The sequence below is a fragment of the Roseibium algicola genome, assembly GCF_001999245.1.
Classification (GTDB): Bacteria; Pseudomonadota; Alphaproteobacteria; order Rhizobiales; family Stappiaceae; genus Roseibium; species Roseibium algicola.
In genome coordinates, this window is sequence record NZ_CP019630.1 from 5,421,482 (window position 1) to 5,440,298 (window position 18,817).

General features: G+C 58.5%; 12 protein-coding genes. 5 read left to right on the forward strand and 7 right to left on the reverse strand.

The features are described 5' to 3' along the window. Window positions 1-116 precede the first annotated feature (116 nt). Window positions 117-3,800 carry a vitamin B12-dependent ribonucleotide reductase gene (locus B0E33_RS25200; RefSeq protein ID WP_077292746.1) on the reverse strand — a complete coding sequence of 1,228 codons (3,684 nt, stop codon included), beginning with the start codon at window positions 3,798-3,800 and terminating at the stop codon, window positions 117-119. Window positions 3,801-4,441: 641 nt separating this feature from the next. Between B0E33_RS25200 and B0E33_RS25205 the strand changes: the two genes are divergently transcribed. The 3 genes from B0E33_RS25205 (at window position 4,442) to B0E33_RS25215 (ending at window position 7,046) form a co-directional block, all read left to right on the forward strand. Then, complete coding sequence (locus B0E33_RS25205; protein ID WP_208993526.1) at window positions 4,442-5,152, forward strand: response regulator; 711 nt, start codon at window positions 4,442-4,444, stop codon at window positions 5,150-5,152. A 205-nt stretch (window positions 5,153-5,357) separates the two neighbouring features. Next, the gene (locus B0E33_RS25210; protein WP_022998394.1) at window positions 5,358-5,744 is read left to right on the forward strand and encodes an NADH:ubiquinone oxidoreductase subunit NDUFA12; all 387 of its coding nucleotides are present in this window, start codon (window positions 5,358-5,360) and stop codon (window positions 5,742-5,744) included. Between the two features lie 294 nt (window positions 5,745-6,038). After that, complete coding sequence (locus B0E33_RS25215) at window positions 6,039-7,046, forward strand: hypothetical protein (RefSeq protein ID WP_077292747.1); 1,008 nt, start codon at window positions 6,039-6,041, stop codon at window positions 7,044-7,046. A gap of 174 nt (window positions 7,047-7,220) precedes the next feature. On the opposite strand, the gene aat is transcribed toward B0E33_RS25215, so the two are convergent. The 5 genes from aat to B0E33_RS25240 all read right to left on the reverse strand — a co-directional run bounded on the left by aat (window position 7,221) and on the right by B0E33_RS25240 (window position 12,366). Then, a complete protein-coding gene (aat, locus tag B0E33_RS25220; RefSeq protein ID WP_022998396.1) occupies window positions 7,221-7,901 on the reverse strand; it encodes a leucyl/phenylalanyl-tRNA--protein transferase in 681 nt (226 codons plus the stop codon). A 141-nt stretch (window positions 7,902-8,042) separates the two neighbouring features. Further along, a complete protein-coding gene (gene accC, locus B0E33_RS25225; RefSeq protein WP_022998397.1) occupies window positions 8,043-9,389 on the reverse strand; it encodes an acetyl-CoA carboxylase biotin carboxylase subunit in 1,347 nt (448 codons plus the stop codon). A gap of 15 nt (window positions 9,390-9,404) precedes the next feature. Next, on the reverse strand, window positions 9,405-9,878 hold the full coding sequence (gene accB / locus B0E33_RS25230) for an acetyl-CoA carboxylase biotin carboxyl carrier protein (protein ID WP_022998398.1): 474 nt from the start codon (window positions 9,876-9,878) through the stop codon (window positions 9,405-9,407). Window positions 9,879-10,196: 318 nt separating this feature from the next. Continuing rightward, a complete protein-coding gene (locus B0E33_RS25235) occupies window positions 10,197-11,000 on the reverse strand; it encodes a DsbA family protein (RefSeq protein WP_156912484.1) in 804 nt (267 codons plus the stop codon). A gap of 58 nt (window positions 11,001-11,058) precedes the next feature. Beyond that, window positions 11,059-12,366 (reverse strand): M48 family metalloprotease, encoded by a 1,308-nt coding sequence (locus B0E33_RS25240; RefSeq protein ID WP_077293614.1) that lies wholly within the window; start codon window positions 12,364-12,366, stop codon window positions 11,059-11,061. Between the two features lie 368 nt (window positions 12,367-12,734). Here B0E33_RS25240 and B0E33_RS25245 point away from each other — a divergent pair, with 368 nt between their 5' ends. Further along, on the forward strand, window positions 12,735-13,904 hold the full coding sequence (locus tag B0E33_RS25245; protein WP_077292748.1) for a pyridoxal phosphate-dependent aminotransferase: 1,170 nt from the start codon (window positions 12,735-12,737) through the stop codon (window positions 13,902-13,904). Window positions 13,905-13,982: 78 nt separating this feature from the next. Here B0E33_RS25245 and B0E33_RS25250 read toward each other — a convergent pair whose 3' ends face one another. Next, window positions 13,983-16,805, reverse strand: coding sequence for a ribonuclease E/G (locus B0E33_RS25250; RefSeq protein ID WP_077292749.1), 2,823 nt, complete (start codon window positions 16,803-16,805; stop codon window positions 13,983-13,985). 688 nt (window positions 16,806-17,493) lie between these two features. Here B0E33_RS25250 and B0E33_RS25255 point away from each other — a divergent pair. Continuing rightward, window positions 17,494-18,771 carry an N-acetylmuramoyl-L-alanine amidase gene (locus B0E33_RS25255; protein ID WP_077293616.1) on the forward strand — a complete coding sequence of 426 codons (1,278 nt, stop codon included), beginning with the start codon at window positions 17,494-17,496 and terminating at the stop codon, window positions 18,769-18,771. Window positions 18,772-18,817: the final 46 nt, after the last annotated feature.

The window sequence follows — 18,817 nt, forward strand, 5'->3', positions numbered from 1 at the left end:
GGCGCCGGGAGCCGCGCTGTGGCCGGTGGTAACCGGCCTGGGCGAACTCCCGGCTAAGCTTTGTGTGCGATCGAATTCAGACTTCCGGCCGGTGCCGGCCGGAAGTCTGTTGATCGTCAGCTGCAGCCGCTGGTGGAGCCGCAGGTGTCGCACTTCAGGCAGGTGCCGTTGCGCACCATGGTGAAGTTGCCGCATTCCGAGCAGCTCTCGCCTTCGTAACCCTTCATTCGGGCCTGAGCGATCTGCTGGGCCGCGGTTTTCACCTGTGGGGCAGGGGCCGAGGTCACTTCGACAGCGGCAGCTGCTTCCGAGCCGCGGGCGAAAGCCGTTGCGACGGCGGAGGTCTGGGCGGCGATTGTTGTGCCCAGTTCCACTTTCACCGCTTCGGTGATCTCGCCTGAAGGCTCGTTGCCGGCGACGAGACGGAAACGCTCTGTTTGGCCGCGGACGAGGCCGTGGGAAACCACACCGCCGGAGCTGCCCTTGTCCATGGTCTTGACCGCGCCAGCGCTGACCGGGCCGCTGAAGGCTTCCGGCGGAACGTGGGCAAGGTCGTGACGACCGAGATAGGATACTGCCAGTTCGCGGAACACGTAGTCGAGGATCGAAGTGGCGTTCTTGATCGCATCGTTGCCCTGGACCATGCCGGCCGGTTCGAACTTGGTGAAGGTGAACGCGTCGACATATTCCTCGAGCGGCACACCGTATTGCAGACCAAGCGAAACCGAGATCGCGAAGTTGTTGATGAATGCCCGGAGCGCAGACCCTTCCTTGTTCATGTCGAGGAAGATTTCGCCAAGGCGGCCATCGTCATATTCGCCGGTGCGCAGGAAGATGGTGTGACCACCGATCTTTGCCTTCTGGGTGTAGCCCTTGCGGCGGGTCGGCAGTTTTTCCTGTTCGCGGACAACGCGTTCGACGATCCGCTCGACGATGCGTTCGGCAACCACTTCGGCCTTTGCGGCCATCGGCTTGGCGGCCAGAGCCTCGAGGGCCTCGTCCTCGTCTTCGTCCTCATCGGCCAGTAGCTGGGCGTTGAGCGGCTGGGACAGTTTGGAACCGTCGCGGTAAAGGGCATTCGCCTTGAGCGCGAGTTTCCAGGACAGCATGTAGGCTTCCTTGCAGTCCTCCACCGTCGCATCGTTCGGCATGTTGATCGTCTTGGAGATCGCGCCGGAGATGAACGGCTGGGCCGCTGCCATCATGCGGATGTGGCTTTCCACCGACAGGAAGCGTTTGCCGATACGGCCGCACGGGTTGGCGCAGTCGAAGACCGGATAATGCTCTTCCTTCAGGAAGGGTGCACCTTCCAGGGTCATCGCACCACACACGTGGGTGTTGGCGGCTTCGATGTCAGCCTTGGAGTAGCCGAGGAAGGTCAGGAGATCGAATTCTGGATCTTCCAGCTGCTCGTCGGTAACGCCGAGGGCCTTCATCTGTTCGTCGCCGAGGGTCCAGCGGTTGAAGACGAACTTGATGTCAAAGGCCGACTTCATGCCGTCCTTCAGCTTGGTCAGGCTCTCGTCGGTGAAGCCCTTGGTCTTCAGCGCGGACGGGTTGACGCCCGGTGCTTGATCAATGGAGCCATGGCCAACGGCGTAGGCTTCGATCTCGCCAATCTCGCTTTCAGTGTAACCGAGCTTGCGCAGGGCTTCAGGAACAGCGCGGTTGATGATCTTGAAGTAGCCGCCGCCGGCCAGCTTCTTGAACTTCACCAGCGCAAAGTCAGGCTCGATACCGGTGGTGTCGCAGTCCATGACCAGACCGATGGTTCCGGTCGGGGCAATAACGGTGGACTGGGCGTTGCGGTAGCCGTTCTTCTCGCCAAGCTCAAGGGCACGATCCCAGGCCTTCTTGGCCCGCTCGACGATCACCTGATCCGGGCAGGAAACATGGTCAAGAGCAACCGGAGCCGTGTTGAGGCCTTCGTAGCCGTCCGCTTCGCCGTATGCGGCGCGGCGGTGGTTGCGCATGACACGCAGCATGTGGCTTGCGTTTTTCTTGTAGCCCGGGAAGGCGCCGAGTTCGCCAGCCATTTCAGCGGAAGTGGCATAGGCAACACCGGTCATGACCGCGGTGAGGGCGCCGCAAAGTGCACGGCCTTCGTCGCTGTCGTACGGAATGCCGGAGGTCATCAGCAGGCCGCCGATGTTGGCATAGCCGAGACCGAGGGTGCGGAACTTGTAGGACAGTTCTGCAATTTCCTTGGACGGGAACTGAGCCATCAGCACCGAGACTTCCAGAACGATGGTCCACAGGCGGACGGCATGTTCGTAGTTGTCGATGTCGAAGGACCGGTCTTCCCGGCGGAACTGCATCAGGTTCAGGGACGCCAGGTTACAGGCCGTGTCGTCCAGGAACATGTATTCCGAGCATGGGTTGGATGCACGGATTTCGCCATCGGCAAGGCAGGTGTGCCAGTCGTTGATCGTGGTGTGGTACTGCAGGCCCGGATCAGCGGAAGCCCAGGCGGCATAGCCGATCTGTTCCCAAAGTTCCTTGGCCTTGACGGTCTTCAGAACGTCACCGGAGCGGCGGGCGGTCAGGTCCCAGGCGCTGTCGTCAACAACGGCGTTCAGGAAGCCGTCGGTCACACGCACAGAGTTGTTGGAGTTCTGTCCGGCAACCGTCAGATAGGCTTCGGAATCCCAGTCCGTGTTGAACGTCGGGAATTCGATCTTGGTGAAGCCCTGCTTTGCAAACTGGATGACGCGCTGGATGTAGTTTTCCGGCACCATCATCTTCTTGGCAGCACGGATTTCACGCTTCAGGGCCGGGTTCTTGGCCGGATCGAAGCAGTCGCCGTTGTCCGCCTCGCAGTTGACGCAGGCGCGCATGATTGCGCCGAGGTGCTTCTGGCAGATCTTGGAGCCGGTGACGAGCGCGGCCACCTTCTGCTCTTCCTTGACCTTCCAGTTGATGTATTCCTCGATATCCGGATGGTCGACATCGACAACGACCATCTTGGCCGCGCGGCGGGTGGTGCCGCCGGACTTGATCGCGCCGGCTGCCCGGTCGCCGATCTTCAGGAAGCTCATCAGGCCGGAGGACTTTCCACCACCGGACAGGCGCTCGCCTTCGGCGCGAACATGGGAGAAGTTGGAGCCGGTGCCGGAGCCGTATTTGAACAGGCGTGCTTCGCGGACCCAAAGGTCCATGATGCCGCCTTCGTTCACCAGGTCGTCGCCGACGGACTGGATGAAGCAGGCATGCGGCTGCGGATGCTCATAGGCGCTCTTGGACTTGACGAGCTTGCCGGTCTGGAAGTCGACATAGAAGTGACCCTGGCCCGGGCCATCGATGCCGTAGGCCCAATGCAGGCCGGTGTTGAACCACTGCGGAGAGTTCGGCGCCACCTTCTGGGTCGCCAGCATGTAACGCAGTTCGTCGTAGAAAGCCTGAGCGTCGGATTCCTTGTCGAAATAGCCGCCCTTCCAGCCCCAGTAGGTCCAGGTGCCAGCTAGACGATCAAAGACCTGGCGGCCGTCAATTTCAGAGCCGTAGCGCTCGTCCTCTGGCAGGTCTGCCAGTGCGGCCTCATCGGCCTCATGGCGCCACAGCCAGGACGGAACGGTGTTTTCTTCTACGGCCTTCAGCTTGGCGGGCACGCCGGCCTTGCGGAAATACTTCTGAGCCAGAATGTCGGACGCGACCTGTGAAAACTGGGTCGGGACCTGAATGTTCTCAAGACGGAACACGATGGATCCATCAGGATTCCGGATTTCGCTGGTAGCGTTCCGGAATTCTACGCTGGCGTAAGGCGATTGACCTTCCTTGGTGTAGCGCCGCTCGATCCGCATCTTCTCAAGTCCCCTTTTAGATTACAGCCGGTTCCCCCGAACCGGGCTTGACCGCATTGCATCCGAACTGGCGTGGCCGCCTGCCTCTGTTCTCGAATGCCGCCCTGCAAGTTACAGGCTTCGAGCCTGTATGTAGCGTATCTTGTGTTTCTATCCACTATATATAGTGGTCATCAACAGGTTTGTCACGACATGCGCCTTGAAGTCGGCACAACAAAACCCGTCTCCCGGCTTTGGGGTCAAAGACCTGGAGCGGTACTCTTGGATACTGATGGTTTTGGATGACCGGAGCGCCCGGATAGGCACCCGACTACGCACATCGCAATGATGAGAAACTAATGTAAACGAATTCTTAAGGTCAAGGACCGAGTGACAACAGCTAGTGCCTGGATTGTGGGCAAACGCAAAATCTTGTGTGGTCGTGTGGATAATGGGGAACGGAGCGGGGACAGCGTTTTAGCAAGGGATTTAGCGCTTGCTTTCCCGGCGAAGGAGTGCCCGCCAGGAAGGCACAAGACCCTGTGGATGACGATAGACCGCATTTTATGAAAATTTGAAGAAAATGGCGGTGATCGATTTCAACCGGGTTTAAGCCGGGTCTGGTTTCATGATGGCGGGATAGGGAAAAAGGTCCGCAATTCATGAAACATCACGCCGCATTCGGACTAGCGATGGAGGACATCGATGCTGTCGTCGTCGAGGACAGCAAGCCGATGCAGACGATTCTCCGGTCGATATTGCTGAGCTTCAAGGTTGCGCGCGTGCGGGTGTTCGATTCGGTCGACGAAGCGCTCGAGGCAAGTCTCGCCGAACCACCCAACGTGATTCTCACCGACTGGCGCATGGCGCCGACATCCGGCTACCAGTTCCTGCGTCTGGTGCGGCATCGCCACATGGAGCCGCTTTGTTATGTGCCGATTCTCTTCATTACGGCACATGGCACGCGGCCACTGGTCGACAAGGCCTTGCGGGCAGGTGCGCACCACGTGCTGGTCAAGCCGGTTTCGCCGTCGACGCTTTTCAAGCGCCTCAAGTGGCTTCTTGCAGACGACCGGCCGATGATCCTGGAGAACTCCGGCTTCTACAATATCTATGGCATTCAAAAGGCCATGGATGAACAGGCGGAAAAGATGCAGTCGCTTGCCGGAGCCCGGCTGCACCACCGCGTTGCCACGCAAAAGCGTGCGGAAGTGGAAGGAGCCGTTGAGGCGGCATTCGACACCAAGGAAGAAGAGCCGGAAAAGGTCTTTGCCGGTGTGAAGAAGGAAGCGCCTCCCAAACAGCATTCCGCAGCTGCCAAACATATCCGCAATGCCGGCTTTGCACCCTTCAAGGGTTTGAAACTTCACTGAAGCAGTCTGTTTGTGACCACCTGGGTGCGGTGTGTACCGGGCGTGACTGCGGCAATCGGGCCGCAGGCGCAAAATCCCGTTCTTTTCTGGCTGCCAAGTCTGGACAGATGCGGCCGTTGTCGCCATAGTCCGCGAAATTCCGTCCTGTCATGTTGGCGGGGCAACGGATGTTTCCGACTTGCAATCAAGGGACCTTCAAAGGGCCATGAAAACTCTGCTGCTAGAATTGTTCACCTGGTGGAACAGCCAGACAATGGGCACCCGCTTCTTCACGTGGCGCAAGGGTGAGTTTGTCGGTGAGGATGAGTTCGGTAACAAGTACTACAAGGAACGCGCAGGCAAGAAGCGCTGGGTGATCTATAACGGTCTTGCCGAAGCCTCTGCCATTCCTGCGGGCTGGCACGGCTGGATGCACCACCGCGTTGACACGCCGCCGTCCGAAGAAACCTATCACGCCAAACATTGGCAGCAGGGTCACAAGGCCAATCCTACGGGCACTCCGGCCGCTTACCGGCCGCACGGTTCCATCCTGACCCCGGAAAAACGCCCGGATGTGACCGGCGATTATGAAGCCTGGACCCCGGGCAGCTGATAACCGCGCATTGCGAAGATCAGGAATGAAATAGCCCCGCAATTGCGGGGCTTTTTTTGTTTCGGGCCAACCGGACGTTCAGCAACCTGAATGTTGTCTGAAGAAGTGACCTCAGATTATCCGCGCTCCAGGTGAGAAATTCAAAGAGGTATATATAAATACATTTTACAATTCGTAGTATATAATTTCAATTGTTTTTGAATCGAAAATATTTATTTGTGATTTTAGGCACATTACGCAAGGTAAAATAAGTTACAAGGGGAAGGATGTTAGTATAAACTGAGGAGCAGACAAATGGACCAGGAATGGATGAAGCTCCAGGAGTTGAGCAACCGTATTAACAATGTCTGCAAACCGGCCTGGGAAAATATTCTGATCAAGACAGGCAGCAGTTATGTGAATGCTGATGAGGCCGTTCGAAAGCTATTGCCGAAAGGCTACGATACAGAGCCAGGCTGGGCCTGGACGGCGTTGAAGGCCACCATGAAAGGTCCCCTGGCTGCCGTGATCACCAATCCGGTGGCAGCAGGAATAGCGACTTTCTACATCATAGATGCCGTCAAGGGTGAAAAAGAACCGCTTCCGTCACCACCGCAGTTTGATACCGATCCGCAGAAATATCTTCAGTACATCAAGTTTCACTACAATCTGGTCTACATCAGCTCCACTCAGAAGATACTGAAAATGCAGGAAGCTGCGCGCACGGGCGGTTCGGTGAACATCGAACAGCTTCGCCGCTCGCTGGAGCGGTCTCCATTCGCGCATGTGCCGCGAGGTTACAAATCGTTCAAGCACGACAAACTGGAAGAAAACATCGAAGCCGGTTTGTGGGCGATATGGCTGACCAACCTGAGCAGCGATCACAAACTGGAACAGGTTTCCCGCGCGATGGGGGAGGATGACCGACATAATGCCAGCGGCGCGGCTCGAAAGTCCGACGGGAAATACCGTCACCACCTGTGGCAGAGACTGAAGGACCTTGGAGCGTTCGACCGGGCCTATTCGGGCGGCGTGAAGAAGCGTGACAATGCCAAATCTACCGATGGTTTCATGGGGAGCGGCACGCCATCTTACGAATATGAATTCTGGCTCAAGATAGCCCGGGATTTCTGGGCAAAAAATCAGTCACCGACGGAAATGTTTTATATCGCCCTGGAGGAACCGGCAGCCGAACTGGCTTTTCGGAACGCCATGAGGACGTTTGAATCGCAAGATTTTACGCACAGAATGAGCGCTTTCCTTTCGCCGTCCTGGTCGAAAATTCGCGATATAGTCGGCACCGGCAAAGGCGGAAAGAACTGAGCACGTTGCGCTGATTTATGAAGCGGGAGAAGGTTCTTTCGCCCATTGACAGAGAGAGACTGGCTGGCGACGACACGTCTGAAAGCCACGGCATTGCCGGAGCCGTTCCGGTCTGTTGTTGGCCTGGCTGTTCCTGCTTTGGTGGTGACGAACTAGGCTCGCAAGCAAGAAGACCTAGCGCTCGTACCAACTATCGAGCACCGCCAAAACCTCCTCACCACTGGCTTGAGGTGACAGGGCGTAGAAATCGGTTTCCAGCTTCAGGGCTTCGCTGAGCAGCTCGTTATAGGCAGCTTGAGGAACTTCCTCGGTGCCGAACTTGCTGAGGTGCTCGGTTACGAACTGAGTATCGAGCAGGGAATAGCCGCCGACGATCAGCCGGGCAACCAGATGCGCAAGGCACACCTTGGAAGCGTCGGTGCGGAAGGTGAACATGCTCTCGCCGAAAAAGGCGCCGTTCAGGCTGACACCGTAGAGCCCCCCGACAAGTTCGCCATCCTGCCAGGCTTCAATGGTGTGGCAATAGCCCATGTCGAAAAGCTCGCCGTAGAGGCGCCTGATCTCCCGGTTGATCCAGGTTTTCTGGCGTCCGGGCATGGGCTCGGCACAGCCATCGATAACACCCTGAAAATCCGTGCTGACCCGCACCTCGAAAACGTCGTTGCGAATCGTCCGGCGCAGGCGGCGAGGCAGGTGAAAGTTGTTGAGGGGAAGGATGCCGCGACGCTCTGGCTCCAGCCAGAAGAGGCCGGGGTCGTCGGCAGATTCTGCCATCGGAAACAGGCCGCAGGCATAGGCTTTCAACAGCACCTGCGGTGTGATTTCCATGATGATGTCGTCTTTGTAACCAGCCATGAGGCCTCACTTACCAGACGGGATGGGCAGATCAGCAGGTGTCGACTTGAGCACCCAAAATCTGATCGACCTGAGTGCCGGAGCACCTCATGCGCATTCCTTGGAACACGCAATGCTCCCGGCACTCGTCCCAGGATCCGGTCAGCTGGACTTCTTCGCCAGATATTGTTCCAGCCAGTGGATGTCGTACTGACCGTTCGCTATGTCCTGATTTTCCACCAGATCGCGGAAAAGCGGAATAGTCGACTTGATTTCGTCAACCACAAATTCGTCCAGGCAACGACGCAGACGCATCATGCATTCCACGCGGTTACGGCCATGAACGATCAGCTTGCCGATCAGACTGTCATAATAAGGCGGGATCTTGTAGCCCTGATAGACACCGCTGTCGACGCGAACACCCAGACCGCCCGGCGGGTGGTAGTAGGTGATTGTGCCCGGTGACGGCGTGAAGTTGACAGGATCTTCCGCGTTGATGCGGCATTCGATGGCGTGGCCTTCGAACGTGATGTCGTCCTGGGTCATATCCAGCGATCCACCTGCGGCGATGCGGATCTGCTCGTTGACGAGGTCGATGCCGGTGATCATCTCCGTAACTGGGTGTTCAACCTGCAGACGGGTGTTCATTTCAATGAAATAGAACTCGCCGTTCTCATAGAGGAATTCCACCGTGCCGACGCCGCGGTATTTCAGCTTGCGCATGGCAGCAGCGACGATCTCGCCGATTTCCTTGCGCTGGCTGGCATTGAGGCTCGGGGAGGGAGCTTCTTCGAGCACCTTCTGGTGGCGGCGCTGCAGCGAACAGTCGCGTTCACCGAGGTGAACCGCGTTGCCCTTGCCATCACCCAGAACCTGGATCTCGATATGCCGAGGCTTGCCGAGGTATTTTTCCATGTAGAGCGCGTCGTCGCCGAAGGCAGCCTTTGCTTCGGAACGTGCCGTGGACAGGGCAGTATCAAGCTCGGCTTCGGTGCGGGCAACCTTCATGCCGCGGCCACCGCCACCTGCAGCTGCCTTTACCAGAACCGGGTAGCCGATCTCGCGGGCGATCGCGTGGGCGTCGTCACCAGCCGTCACGGCACCGTCGGAGCCAGGAACAACCGGGATGCCGAGGTCCTTGGCCGTCTGCTTGGCCTGGATCTTGTCACCCATGATGCGAATGTGTTCAGCGGTCGGGCCGATGAATTCGATACCGTGTGCTTCAAGGATTTCCGCGAAACGGGCGTTTTCCGACAGGAAGCCGTAACCCGGGTGGACGGCATCGGCTCCGGTGATTTCACAAGCCGCAAGAAGCTGCGGGATGTTCAGGTAGCTGTCACGCGCGGCAGGCGGGCCAATGCAGACGCTTTCGTCTGCCAGGCGCACATGCATCGCATCCGCATCAGCGGTGGAGTGAACCGCAACGGTGGAGATGCCGAGCTCTTTACAGGCGCGCAGGATGCGCAGGGCGATCTCGCCGCGGTTGGCAATGAGAATCTTGGAGAACATGGCCACAACGGCTCCTTATTCGACGATAATAAGCGGTTCGCCGAATTCCACCGGCTGAGCGTCGTCCACAAGGATCTGCTTGACGGTGCCCGCCTTGGTGGCAGGAATGTGGTTCATGGTTTTCATGGCTTCGATGATCAGGATCGTCTGACCTTCCACCACCTTGTCGCCAACCTGAATGAAGGCAGGCGCGCCCGGTTCGGCGGCGAGATAGGCCGTGCCGACCATTGGCGAGGTCACGGTCGTGCCGGCGTGGGCCGGTTCGGCGGCAGGCGCTGCTGCTGCCGGGGAAGCCGCTGCGGCCGGCGCTGTCGGTGCGGCCATAGGTGCTGCAACGTTCACCGGTGCGCTGATCGTCATCTGACGGGCCACGCGAATGCGCGTGTCACCTTGTTCCAGTTCGATTTCCGAGAGATTTGTCTCATCCAGGAGAACGGCGAGGTCCCGGATCAGGGCCGTGTCGAATTTCTTGTTATCATTACGCATCATGTTTGGCTCTCATACTCGGTCCGCAAGACACGCAGCTGGCCGGCTCGCCGGGCGACCGCTCCATACCGGGATGGGGTCAGACCCGAAATATCCAGCCCTGCAACTCGATCAGGGTCCGTAAGGCCGGGGCCGCAACCACGCTCTTGCTCCGCCGTTGTTGGGCGGACAAAGATCTTCGGCCCGTCTCTTCCTGGAGGCGAGCCACGCTTCTTATAGGGATTCAATTGGAACAGGAAAACCCCCGATTTCTCACTGACATGAGGAATGGGGGTTTCCAACAGGCAAGTGAACGCCGAAACACTGTTTCGGCTCACAGGTTCAGCAAGTGGTCTGGCCGCAATTCTGCAGCGCGTCGAGCTTCTGGCTCAGTTCCTCGTAACCGACCGCGCCCATGACCACGTCGTTGCCGACCACATAGGACGGAGTGCCGGTCAAGCCGAGACGGTTAGCCAGGGAGTAGACTTCTTCAATCGTCTGGCCGGCTTCGTCCGTTTTCATGGACGCCAGGAGATCGTCTTCCGAAATGCCGACGGACGTCGCTGCGGCGAGGGCGCTGGCCCGGTTCGCCTGGCCGCGGCTCAGCAGCAGTTTTTCATGGAATTCGCCGTATTTCTCTGGCGCCACAGAGTTGACCGCGACAGCCACCTGGGCTGCTTCGACAGAGCCCTGGCCGAGAACCGGGAATTCCTTCAGGACGACTTTAAGGTCGGGGTTTTCATCGATCAGCTTGACCATGTCGCCGTGCGCGCGCTTGCAGTAGCCGCAGTTATAATCGAAGAACTCGACCAGGGTGACAGACCCTTCCGGATTGCCCAGAACCACCTGCCGCGACGAATTGAAAAGAACGTCGGCGCTTTCGTTGAGGGCTTCCACGAGCGCAACTTCTGCAGCTTCCTTTTCACGGCGATCGAGTTCGGTCAGCGCTTCGGCAATCACTTCAGGATGCTCAAGCAGATATTCCCGCACGATTTTTTCAATCTCACCGCGGTTCAGATCCTGAGCGGCAACCGGGCCAGCCAGAAGGGTAAGTGCAAGCGCACAAGCCGACAGGACGCGCAGCAGCATCGGCGGGCAGAGCGACCCGGTCTTCAGGATCTGGATCTTCGGGGAAGTGTCGGTCATTCAAGGCTCCTCAGGTAACCGTCTTTCGTTCAAACGGCACCCATATGTGTCTGAGATATCAGCGGCCGTTGTTAGGCAGATTAGGTGGGTTGTACGCTACAATGTCGTCCGCTTGAAGCCATGCCGGCGTTCCTCTCTTCAAACTTTTTTGAGCACGCGCCGCGTAGCGTTTGGCAGCCTGGAAATCGCCACTCACCATCAGGCCTTTCGCAGTTGCCAAATCAGCTTCCGCACGCTCGCCCTGGCGGCCGTGGGCAATGGCCAGCTGACTGTAGGCAACGCCCGAGTTCTGGTCCCGCTGGATCGCCTCCTTCAAGATGCGTTCTGCCTCCGGCAGATTGGACTTGTCGTTCGAAGCAACCAGCGCATACCCGAGCCAGGTGAGGAACTGCGGTTCGGTCGGTTTGAACGACAGAGCCTTGCGGAAGGGCGCAATCGCGCCTTTGGGATCGCCACCTTCGATCAGGGCCTGCCCCTTAAGCTCGTAATAATAGGGGTTGTTCGGCTGCGTGCGGATCAGGGCGTCTATCTCCTTGACCGCGCCTTTTCCCCGGCTCTTCATTGCGGCAATAGCGCGTGCATATTGTGCCTGGGGGCTTTTGTCGCTGCGCGGATAGGCTCGCAACGTGGCGGACGGATGGCTGGTGAAGGCGAACAGCTTGGCCCGCACCATGTCGTGCCTGTATTGCAGTACATAGTCTTCCGGCTGGTTGAAGTATTTCGATTTCTGCGCGTCGGTCGCCAGACTGTTGTAGCGGTCCTGCGCCATCGGATGGCTCTGGGCATAAGGGTCGGCGTACTTGCGGGTGAACATCTGTTGTTCCGACATGCGCTCGAAGGTCTTCAGCAGGCCGCGCGGGCTTTGTCCGGTGGCACTCAGGTATTTGAGTGCAGCCCGGTCGGCTGCAGCTTCTTCGCCGCGCTGATAGGACAGGAACGACCGCTGGCCGACGGATCCCGAGCCCATGATCACAGCGCCACCGCCCGAAGCAACCTCACCGGACCCGGAGGCCGCACCGGCTGCCGCGGCCCCCGCACCGAGAATCATGCCGATGACAGAGATGATCTGGGCATTGGCGGCAGCGGCACGCAGGCGCACGAGATGACGACCGGCGATGTGGCCCGATTCATGGGCAATCACGCCAATCACTTCACCGGGTGTTTCCGATTCCATGATGACACCGATGTTGATGAACATCCTGCGGCTGTCGGGAACGAAAGCGTTGAAGCTCTTGTCGTTGACCAGAATGATTTCCGGTTCTGAATTGGAAATGCCGGCAGCCTTGAAGATCGGCGTCGCATAGTCCTTCAGAAGATGTTCCGTTTCTGCATCGCGCACGAGCGGCAGGCTGCGCCCCTGTGCCATCGCTGGTACCGAAACAAGAGGCAGGGCGAGGGCGCTTGCACAGGCAAGTGAGACCGCTTTACGCGCAAGGCTGCGAGGAAAATCGATTTTCAAAATGGCGGAACCAGGCACAGGTGCAAAACTCCAATCCGGACCGGAACGCTTTCCAGGCTCATCTTTGCTCAGATGTTATCCTGGGACATGGATGTGTGGCGAAGGTATGGAGGTGTGCGATGCGGGTCAAGGAAGCCGGCATGACAAAAAGGTAAGGTGCCGGGCCGTTGTCGTGCCGGAGCAGCCCGAAAGTTGCAACTGGCCGCACGCGTTGCATCGGATGGAAAAATCCGCGATAGGGTGAAGCCAGTTTCTCAGCCGGATTTTCAGGACACATGAACCAGCCTCTTTTTCAACCGTCTCGCCGCAGTGACGTTGCCCCCTTCATCGCAATGGATGTTCTTGCCGAAGCGGCACGTCTGGAAGCGCAGGGGCGCAAGATCATTCATATGGAAGTCGGGCAGCCATCGGCCCCGGCGCCCAAGGCTGCGTTGGATATGGCGAGAAAAGCTCTGGATCATGGTCGTCTCGGCTACACCGAAGCGCTTGGCATCCGCCCGTTGCGCGAGGCATTGGCTGCGCATTATCGAACGACCTATGGCGTCGACGTGCCTGTCGAGCGGATCATGGCAACCACGGGCTCATCCGCCGGTTTCAATCTCGCCTTCCTTGCCGCGTTTGATCCCGGGGACCGAATTGTCCTGACGGCTCCCGGTTATCCGGCCTATCGCAACATCCTGAAAGCCCTTGGTCTCGTTGCGGTCGAGATCGAAGTCGGGGAGGAAACCCGGTGGAGCCTGACGCCAGCGCATCTGGAAGAGGCTCAAAAAGAAGGTCCTGTGAAAGGCGTCCTGGTTGCCAGTCCAGCCAATCCGACCGGAACGATGATGACGGCCGACGCGCTGGAAGACCTGATCCGCTATTGCGACGAGGCGGGCATATGGTTCATCTCGGATGAGATCTACCATGGGCTTTGCTACGACGGTGAAGAGAAGACAGCGCTGGAAACATCGCAGAATGTCATTATCGTCAACAGTTTCTCGAAATACTATTGCATGACGGGCTGGCGCATTGGCTGGCTGGTGTTGCCGGAGCAACTGGTGCGCCCAACAGAGCGGATTGCCCAGAGCCTCTATATTTCTCCGCCGGAGCTGTCCCAGATCGCTGCGGGAGCAGCACTCAACTCGGTGCAGGAACTGGAAGCGGTCAAGGCAGGGTATGCTGCCAACCGCGCCTTGCTTCTCGACGGGTTGCCGAAAATCGGTCTCGACAAGCTGTTGCCGGTAGATGGGGCCTTTTACATCTATGCAGATATAAGCCAGTTCAGCTCGGACAGTCTCGATTTCGCCAGGCGTATGCTGCACGAGGCAGGTGTCGCGGCAACGCCCGGTGTCGATTTCGATCCCGTGCACGGTCATGAGTTCTTGCGCTTTTCCTTTGCAGGTGCGCATGACGATATGAAGTTGGCGCTTGAGAAGCTCAGAGGTTTTCTCAAAGCAGTCTGATCATCGATCGCATCGGACAACAAAAAAGGCGGCACACTGGCCGCCTTTTCCAATTCAAAGCTGGTTGATGTCACCGGTTCAGAAGAACGACCGGCCACGCTGCCACCAGCCGCCGCGTTTCGGCTTGTCTTCCTTGTCGTCGTCTCCAGATGTTTCGCTGGTTACGACAGGCTCGGCCGGCGCCTTGCGCGCAGGTGCTTCTTCTTCGGCATCGGCATCGGCTTCGCTGGCAATCGGCTGTTCGGAAGTCGGCGTTTCGACCACGATGGTGTCAGCTTCAGCCATCACCGGTGTCTCATCTGCCGCATCGGCCTCTACAGGAACGGCGGCACCGTCCTGCTGCGCAGTTTCTTCCGCAGGGCTTTCGCCGCTAGCGTCCGAAACCGTGTCGCCATCGACGGCCTTTGCCTCATCGGCCTGGGCACCATCCTGTGATGCGGCACCCGCAGCTTCTGTTTCCTGACCGCTTTCGGCGACGGCTACGGCTTCAGAACCGGTCTGATCGTCCTGCTGTTCTTCAGAGGAAGCGGCTTCCCGAGTTTCGTCATTGGTCTCGCCGTCGTTTTCAGCGCCACCTTCTGCCTGCATATCGTCACCGTTGCGACGGCCGCGGCGACCACCACGGCGTCCACGGCGGCGCTTGCGACGCGGTTCATCGTCACCGTCCTCATCACCACCTGAACGGGCTTCCTGCGGCTGCTCGTCATCGCCATCGGCATCGTCTGCCTCGGCGTTGACCTGACGCGATTCGCCATCGTCCTGCTGGTTATCGGAACCACCCCTCCGGCGCTTGCGACGGCGGCGCCGGCGGCGGCCGTCATTGTCGTCTTCCTGAGCGAATTCCTCAATGTCCGGCTGTTCGGTGTCTTCGTCGATGATCTCGATCGTATCCGGCTGGACAATCGCAGGAACCGGCATCGGCACACGGTCGCGATCGACCGGTGCACCGCGCTCCAGAACGTAGAGCTGGCCATTGACCATGTCGTCCGCATGCACTTCGACATCGATGGCGAAGCGGGTTTCCAGATCGACCAGGTTCGAACGTTTCTGGTTGAGGATATAGAGCGCTACCTGCGTAGTGGTGCGAATGATCAGGTTGTGGGACGCTCCTTTCAGAAGGTTGTCCTCAACCGAACGCAGCACGTGCAGGGCAACGGATTCCACAGACCGGATCATGCCGGTGCCCTGGCAATGCGGGCAAGGCGTGGTCGAGCTTTCCAGAACGCCGGTGCGGATGCGCTGACGCGACATTTCCAGCAGGCCGAAGTGCGAGATCCGGCCAACCTGAATGCGGGCGCGGTCGTTCTTCAGACAATCCTTCAGCTTGCGCTCGACCGACCGATTGTTCTTCGACTCTTCCATGTCGATGAAGTCGATGACGATCAGGCCGGCAAGATCGCGCAGGCGTAGCTGTCGGGTCACTTCTTCCGCCGCTTCCAGGTTCGTCTGGAGCGCGGTGTCCTCGATATTGTGTTCGCGGGTTGACTTGCCGGAGTTCACGTCGATCGAGACCAGAGCTTCGGTCTGGTTGATGACGATATAACCACCGGACTTCAGCGTAACCTGCGGCGAGAACATTGCATCGAGCTGCGGTTCGACACCGTAGCGGATAAACAGCGGCGAGGGGTCGCGGTAGGGCTGGACGTTCTTCGCATGGCTCGGCATGAGCATGCGCATGAAGTCCTTGGCCTCGCGGTAGCCTTCTTCGCCCGCAACAAGGACCTCGTTGATGTCCTTGTTGTAGAGGTCGCGGATCGATCGCTTGACCAGACTGCCTTCCTCGTAGACGAGGCTTGGGGCACTGGATTTCAAGGTCAACTCGCGAACGTTTTCCCAGAGCCGCATCAGGTATTCGAAGTCGCGCTTGATCTCGGCCTTCGTCCGGCTTGCACCGGCGGTGCGCAGGATCACGCCCATGCCTTCCGGCACATCCAGTTCGGAGGCGATCTTCTTCAGGCGCTTGCGGTCAGTCGGCTGGGTAATTTTGCGCGAAATGCCGCCGCCACGGGCGGTGTTCGGCATCAGCACGGAATAGCGGCCTGCGAGCGACAGGTAGGTCGTCAGTGCGGCGCCCTTGTTGCCGCGCTCTTCCTTGACCACCTGCACCAGAATGATCTGGCGGCGCTTGATGACTTCCTGAATCTTGTATTGCTTGCGCAGCGGGATAATGCGTTCAGGAACTTCTTCCATCGCATCTTCCGCGCCGACGGATTCGACGGCATCGACATCATTGTCGGCATCATCGTCATCGTCGTTCTGGCGCTGGCGGCGACGGCCGCGCCCGCGGCCACGTGAGCGAACCGGAGCCTCTTCTTCTTCGTCTGCTTCTTCCTCGGAAGAGGCAGCTTCGTCGTCTTCCTCGTCAGAGGCGTCTTCGTCTGTGCTGCGCGCCGATACGCCTTCGCCATCCGTTTCGTCGGCAGAGGTCTCTTCGGAAACTGCGTCAGTATCTTCTGTGGCTTTTACGGCCTCTTCGTCGCCTTCTGCGGTGTCTTCGGAGGCATCCGCCTCAACCTTGTCGCTGGCAACGGTTTCAGCAGCCTCGTTTCGTGATGCACGGGAGCGGCGGCGGCGCTTTGGTTTTTCTTCACCGTCCGAATCATCACGCTGTCTGTCGGCTGCTTCCGCAGCCAGAAGTGCTTCCCGGTCGGCAACAGGGATCTGATAGTAGTCAGGGTGAATTTCGCTGAAAGCGAGGAACCCGTGGCGATTTCCGCCATATTCGACGAATGCGGCCTGCAGGGACGGTTCGACCCGGGTTACCTTGGCAAGATATATGTTTCCGCGCAGTTGCTTCCGATTAGCTGCTTCAAAGTCGAATTCTTCAACCCGATTGCCACGCACGACGACGACCCGGGTCTCTTCCGGGTGGCCCGCGTCGATCAGCATTTTGTTTGCCATTATTGAACTTCTCCACGGCAGCACTCATGGGCGCATGTGCGAAACGCGCATCGCGCAGCAGGAGGATGTCTGCCGTATTTGTTTTGCTAAGATGAGAAAGAGCGTCTGCGCCCGGCGCGGTCGTATGATCAACGCAGGCAGCCGCTGAAGCGGTACCTTGCTGTATGTTGATCACCATGTGCATCGCGCGGGTCCTTCAGGCAACGCAGGCCCTTTAGTTAAGTCGTTGTACCTTCTGCCGGTATGCAGCCTGGCTTCGCCAATGGGCCTGCATCCGGTTCCGGAATGGGTCCGCTCCTAACGGCCGCCGAAAGCCTCGCCGGGGAAACTGCCGTTTTGTAAGGGCAACACGTCGCGAGGCGGGGCGGTCTCAAAGAGGTGCCGATACCAGATCCACTGTCTTCCAGGGCTTGTCTTTAAGCGGCAGAACGGCCTCTGTTCTGTCGTTAGAAGGCCTGGGAATGCGATAGCGTTGTGGATAGACACCCATGTCAGCTATCTGGAAAGGTATCGGTTTCAAACCGAAATCCGTAAGGTACTTTTACGTTCCGTCGCAGCGCATTGCAAGCAATGTGAATTGGATATGGCATTTTCCTTGCGTGGCGGATGGCGTATGACAGGGCTGACGGGGGCTCAACACGCGAAGTTTTCGAGCGACATGGCCGAAATAATTGAGTTCAAGGACAGAATGAAACCGCAAGTAGACCAGGGACCGGGCACTGTTTTGAGACTGGCGAAGTCTTTCGCAGTGGTTTTGAGCATCTGCGTTGCTGCGTTTGCCGGCCTGACTTGTGCCGCATCTGCCGAACCGGAAAAGGCCCGGGTAACCGGAGCGCGCGTGGCGGGAGACGAGGCGCGCACGCGATTCGTTCTTGATATGAACCGTCAGGTGACACCGACCATCTCCGGCCTTGCCAATCCGGCCCGGCTGATCATTGACCTTCCCGAAGTGACATTTTCGCTGCCGGCCGATTCTGGCGAGAGCGGGCGAGGGCTTGTCACCGACTGGCGCTTCGGCCTCTTTGCGGTTGGAAGATCCCGTGTGGTGATGGACCTGACGGGACCGGTGAAGGTCGACAAGACATTTTTCCTGCCGGCTGTCGATGACCAGCCTGCGCGGCTTGTTGTGGACCTTGTCAGCGCGACAGCCGACGAATTCGACACCTTTGTCGAGACCTCAAGGCCCAAGCGCGTCGTCGCCGGGAGTGATTCCGCACCGAAAAGTGACCGGTTGACCGCTCCCAAGAACAGGGACAAGCCACTGATCGTCCTTGATCCGGGGCATGGCGGTATCGACACCGGGGCGACAGGTGTCCACGGAACTCTCGAAAAGGCGATCGTTCTCGACTTCGCTCAGCTGCTCAAGGAAAAGCTGGACGAAAGCGGGCTCTACAACGTTCAACTTACCCGGGATGATGACACATTCATCCCGCTGGGGCGCCGAGTTGAAATCGGTCATGAGCTCGAAGCCGATCTCTTCATCTCCATTCACGCCGATTCTGTCCGGCGCGGGCAGAAATTGGCGCGTGGCGCGACCGTCTACACAATTTCAGACAGGGCGTCGGACCAACTGGCCGAAGATCTGGCCCAATCAGAAAACATGTCGGACGTCATCGCCGGTGTGGATCTGACGGAAGAGCCAACAGAGGTGACAGATATCCTGATCGATCTTGCGCGACGCGAAACGAGGTCGTTTTCGGTCTATTTCGCCCGGTCGCTGGTGGACGAACTCAAAAGCGCTGTCCGGCTGATCAACAATCCGCATCGTTCTGCGGGTTTCCGGGTGTTGAAGGCCCATGATGTGCCCTCGGTGCTGGTCGAGCTCGGCTATCTCTCCAACGAACATGACGAGAAGCTTCTGATTTCCGACGAATGGCGTGAACGCATGGCGAATGCCATGACCGAGGCTGTTCACGGATTTTTCCGGCCGCGGCTTGCGCGGCAACAAGCAGCACCGTCACAGTAAAAATCCTTGCATTGCTTTCAAAATGGCAGGTTAGCACTGGCGATTG

Excerpts from the sequence above, each read along its gene's own strand:
- B0E33_RS25205 (WP_208993526.1), top strand. The coding sequence starts at position 4,442 with ATGAAACATCACGCCGCATTCGGACTAGCGATGGAGGACATCGATGCT.
- B0E33_RS25245 (WP_077292748.1), top strand. The coding sequence starts at position 12,735 with ATGAACCAGCCTCTTTTTCAACCGTCTCGCCGCAGTGACGTTGCCCCC.
- B0E33_RS25255 (WP_077293616.1), top strand. The coding sequence starts at position 17,494 with ATGAAACCGCAAGTAGACCAGGGACCGGGCACTGTTTTGAGACTGGCG.
- B0E33_RS25235 (WP_156912484.1), bottom strand. The coding sequence starts at position 11,000 with ATGACCGACACTTCCCCGAAGATCCAGATCCTGAAGACCGGGTCGCTC.
- B0E33_RS25200 (WP_077292746.1), bottom strand. The coding sequence starts at position 3,800 with ATGCGGATCGAGCGGCGCTACACCAAGGAAGGTCAATCGCCTTACGCC.
- accB (WP_022998398.1), bottom strand. The coding sequence starts at position 9,878 with ATGATGCGTAATGATAACAAGAAATTCGACACGGCCCTGATCCGGGAC.
- B0E33_RS25210 (WP_022998394.1), top strand. The coding sequence starts at position 5,358 with ATGAAAACTCTGCTGCTAGAATTGTTCACCTGGTGGAACAGCCAGACA.
- aat (WP_022998396.1), bottom strand. The coding sequence starts at position 7,901 with ATGGCTGGTTACAAAGACGACATCATCATGGAAATCACACCGCAGGTG.
- B0E33_RS25215 (WP_077292747.1), top strand. The coding sequence starts at position 6,039 with ATGGACCAGGAATGGATGAAGCTCCAGGAGTTGAGCAACCGTATTAAC.
- B0E33_RS25240 (WP_077293614.1), bottom strand. The coding sequence starts at position 12,366 with ATGGCACAGGGGCGCAGCCTGCCGCTCGTGCGCGATGCAGAAACGGAA.
- accC (WP_022998397.1), bottom strand. The coding sequence starts at position 9,389 with ATGTTCTCCAAGATTCTCATTGCCAACCGCGGCGAGATCGCCCTGCGC.
- B0E33_RS25250 (WP_077292749.1), bottom strand. The coding sequence starts at position 16,805 with ATGGCAAACAAAATGCTGATCGACGCGGGCCACCCGGAAGAGACCCGG.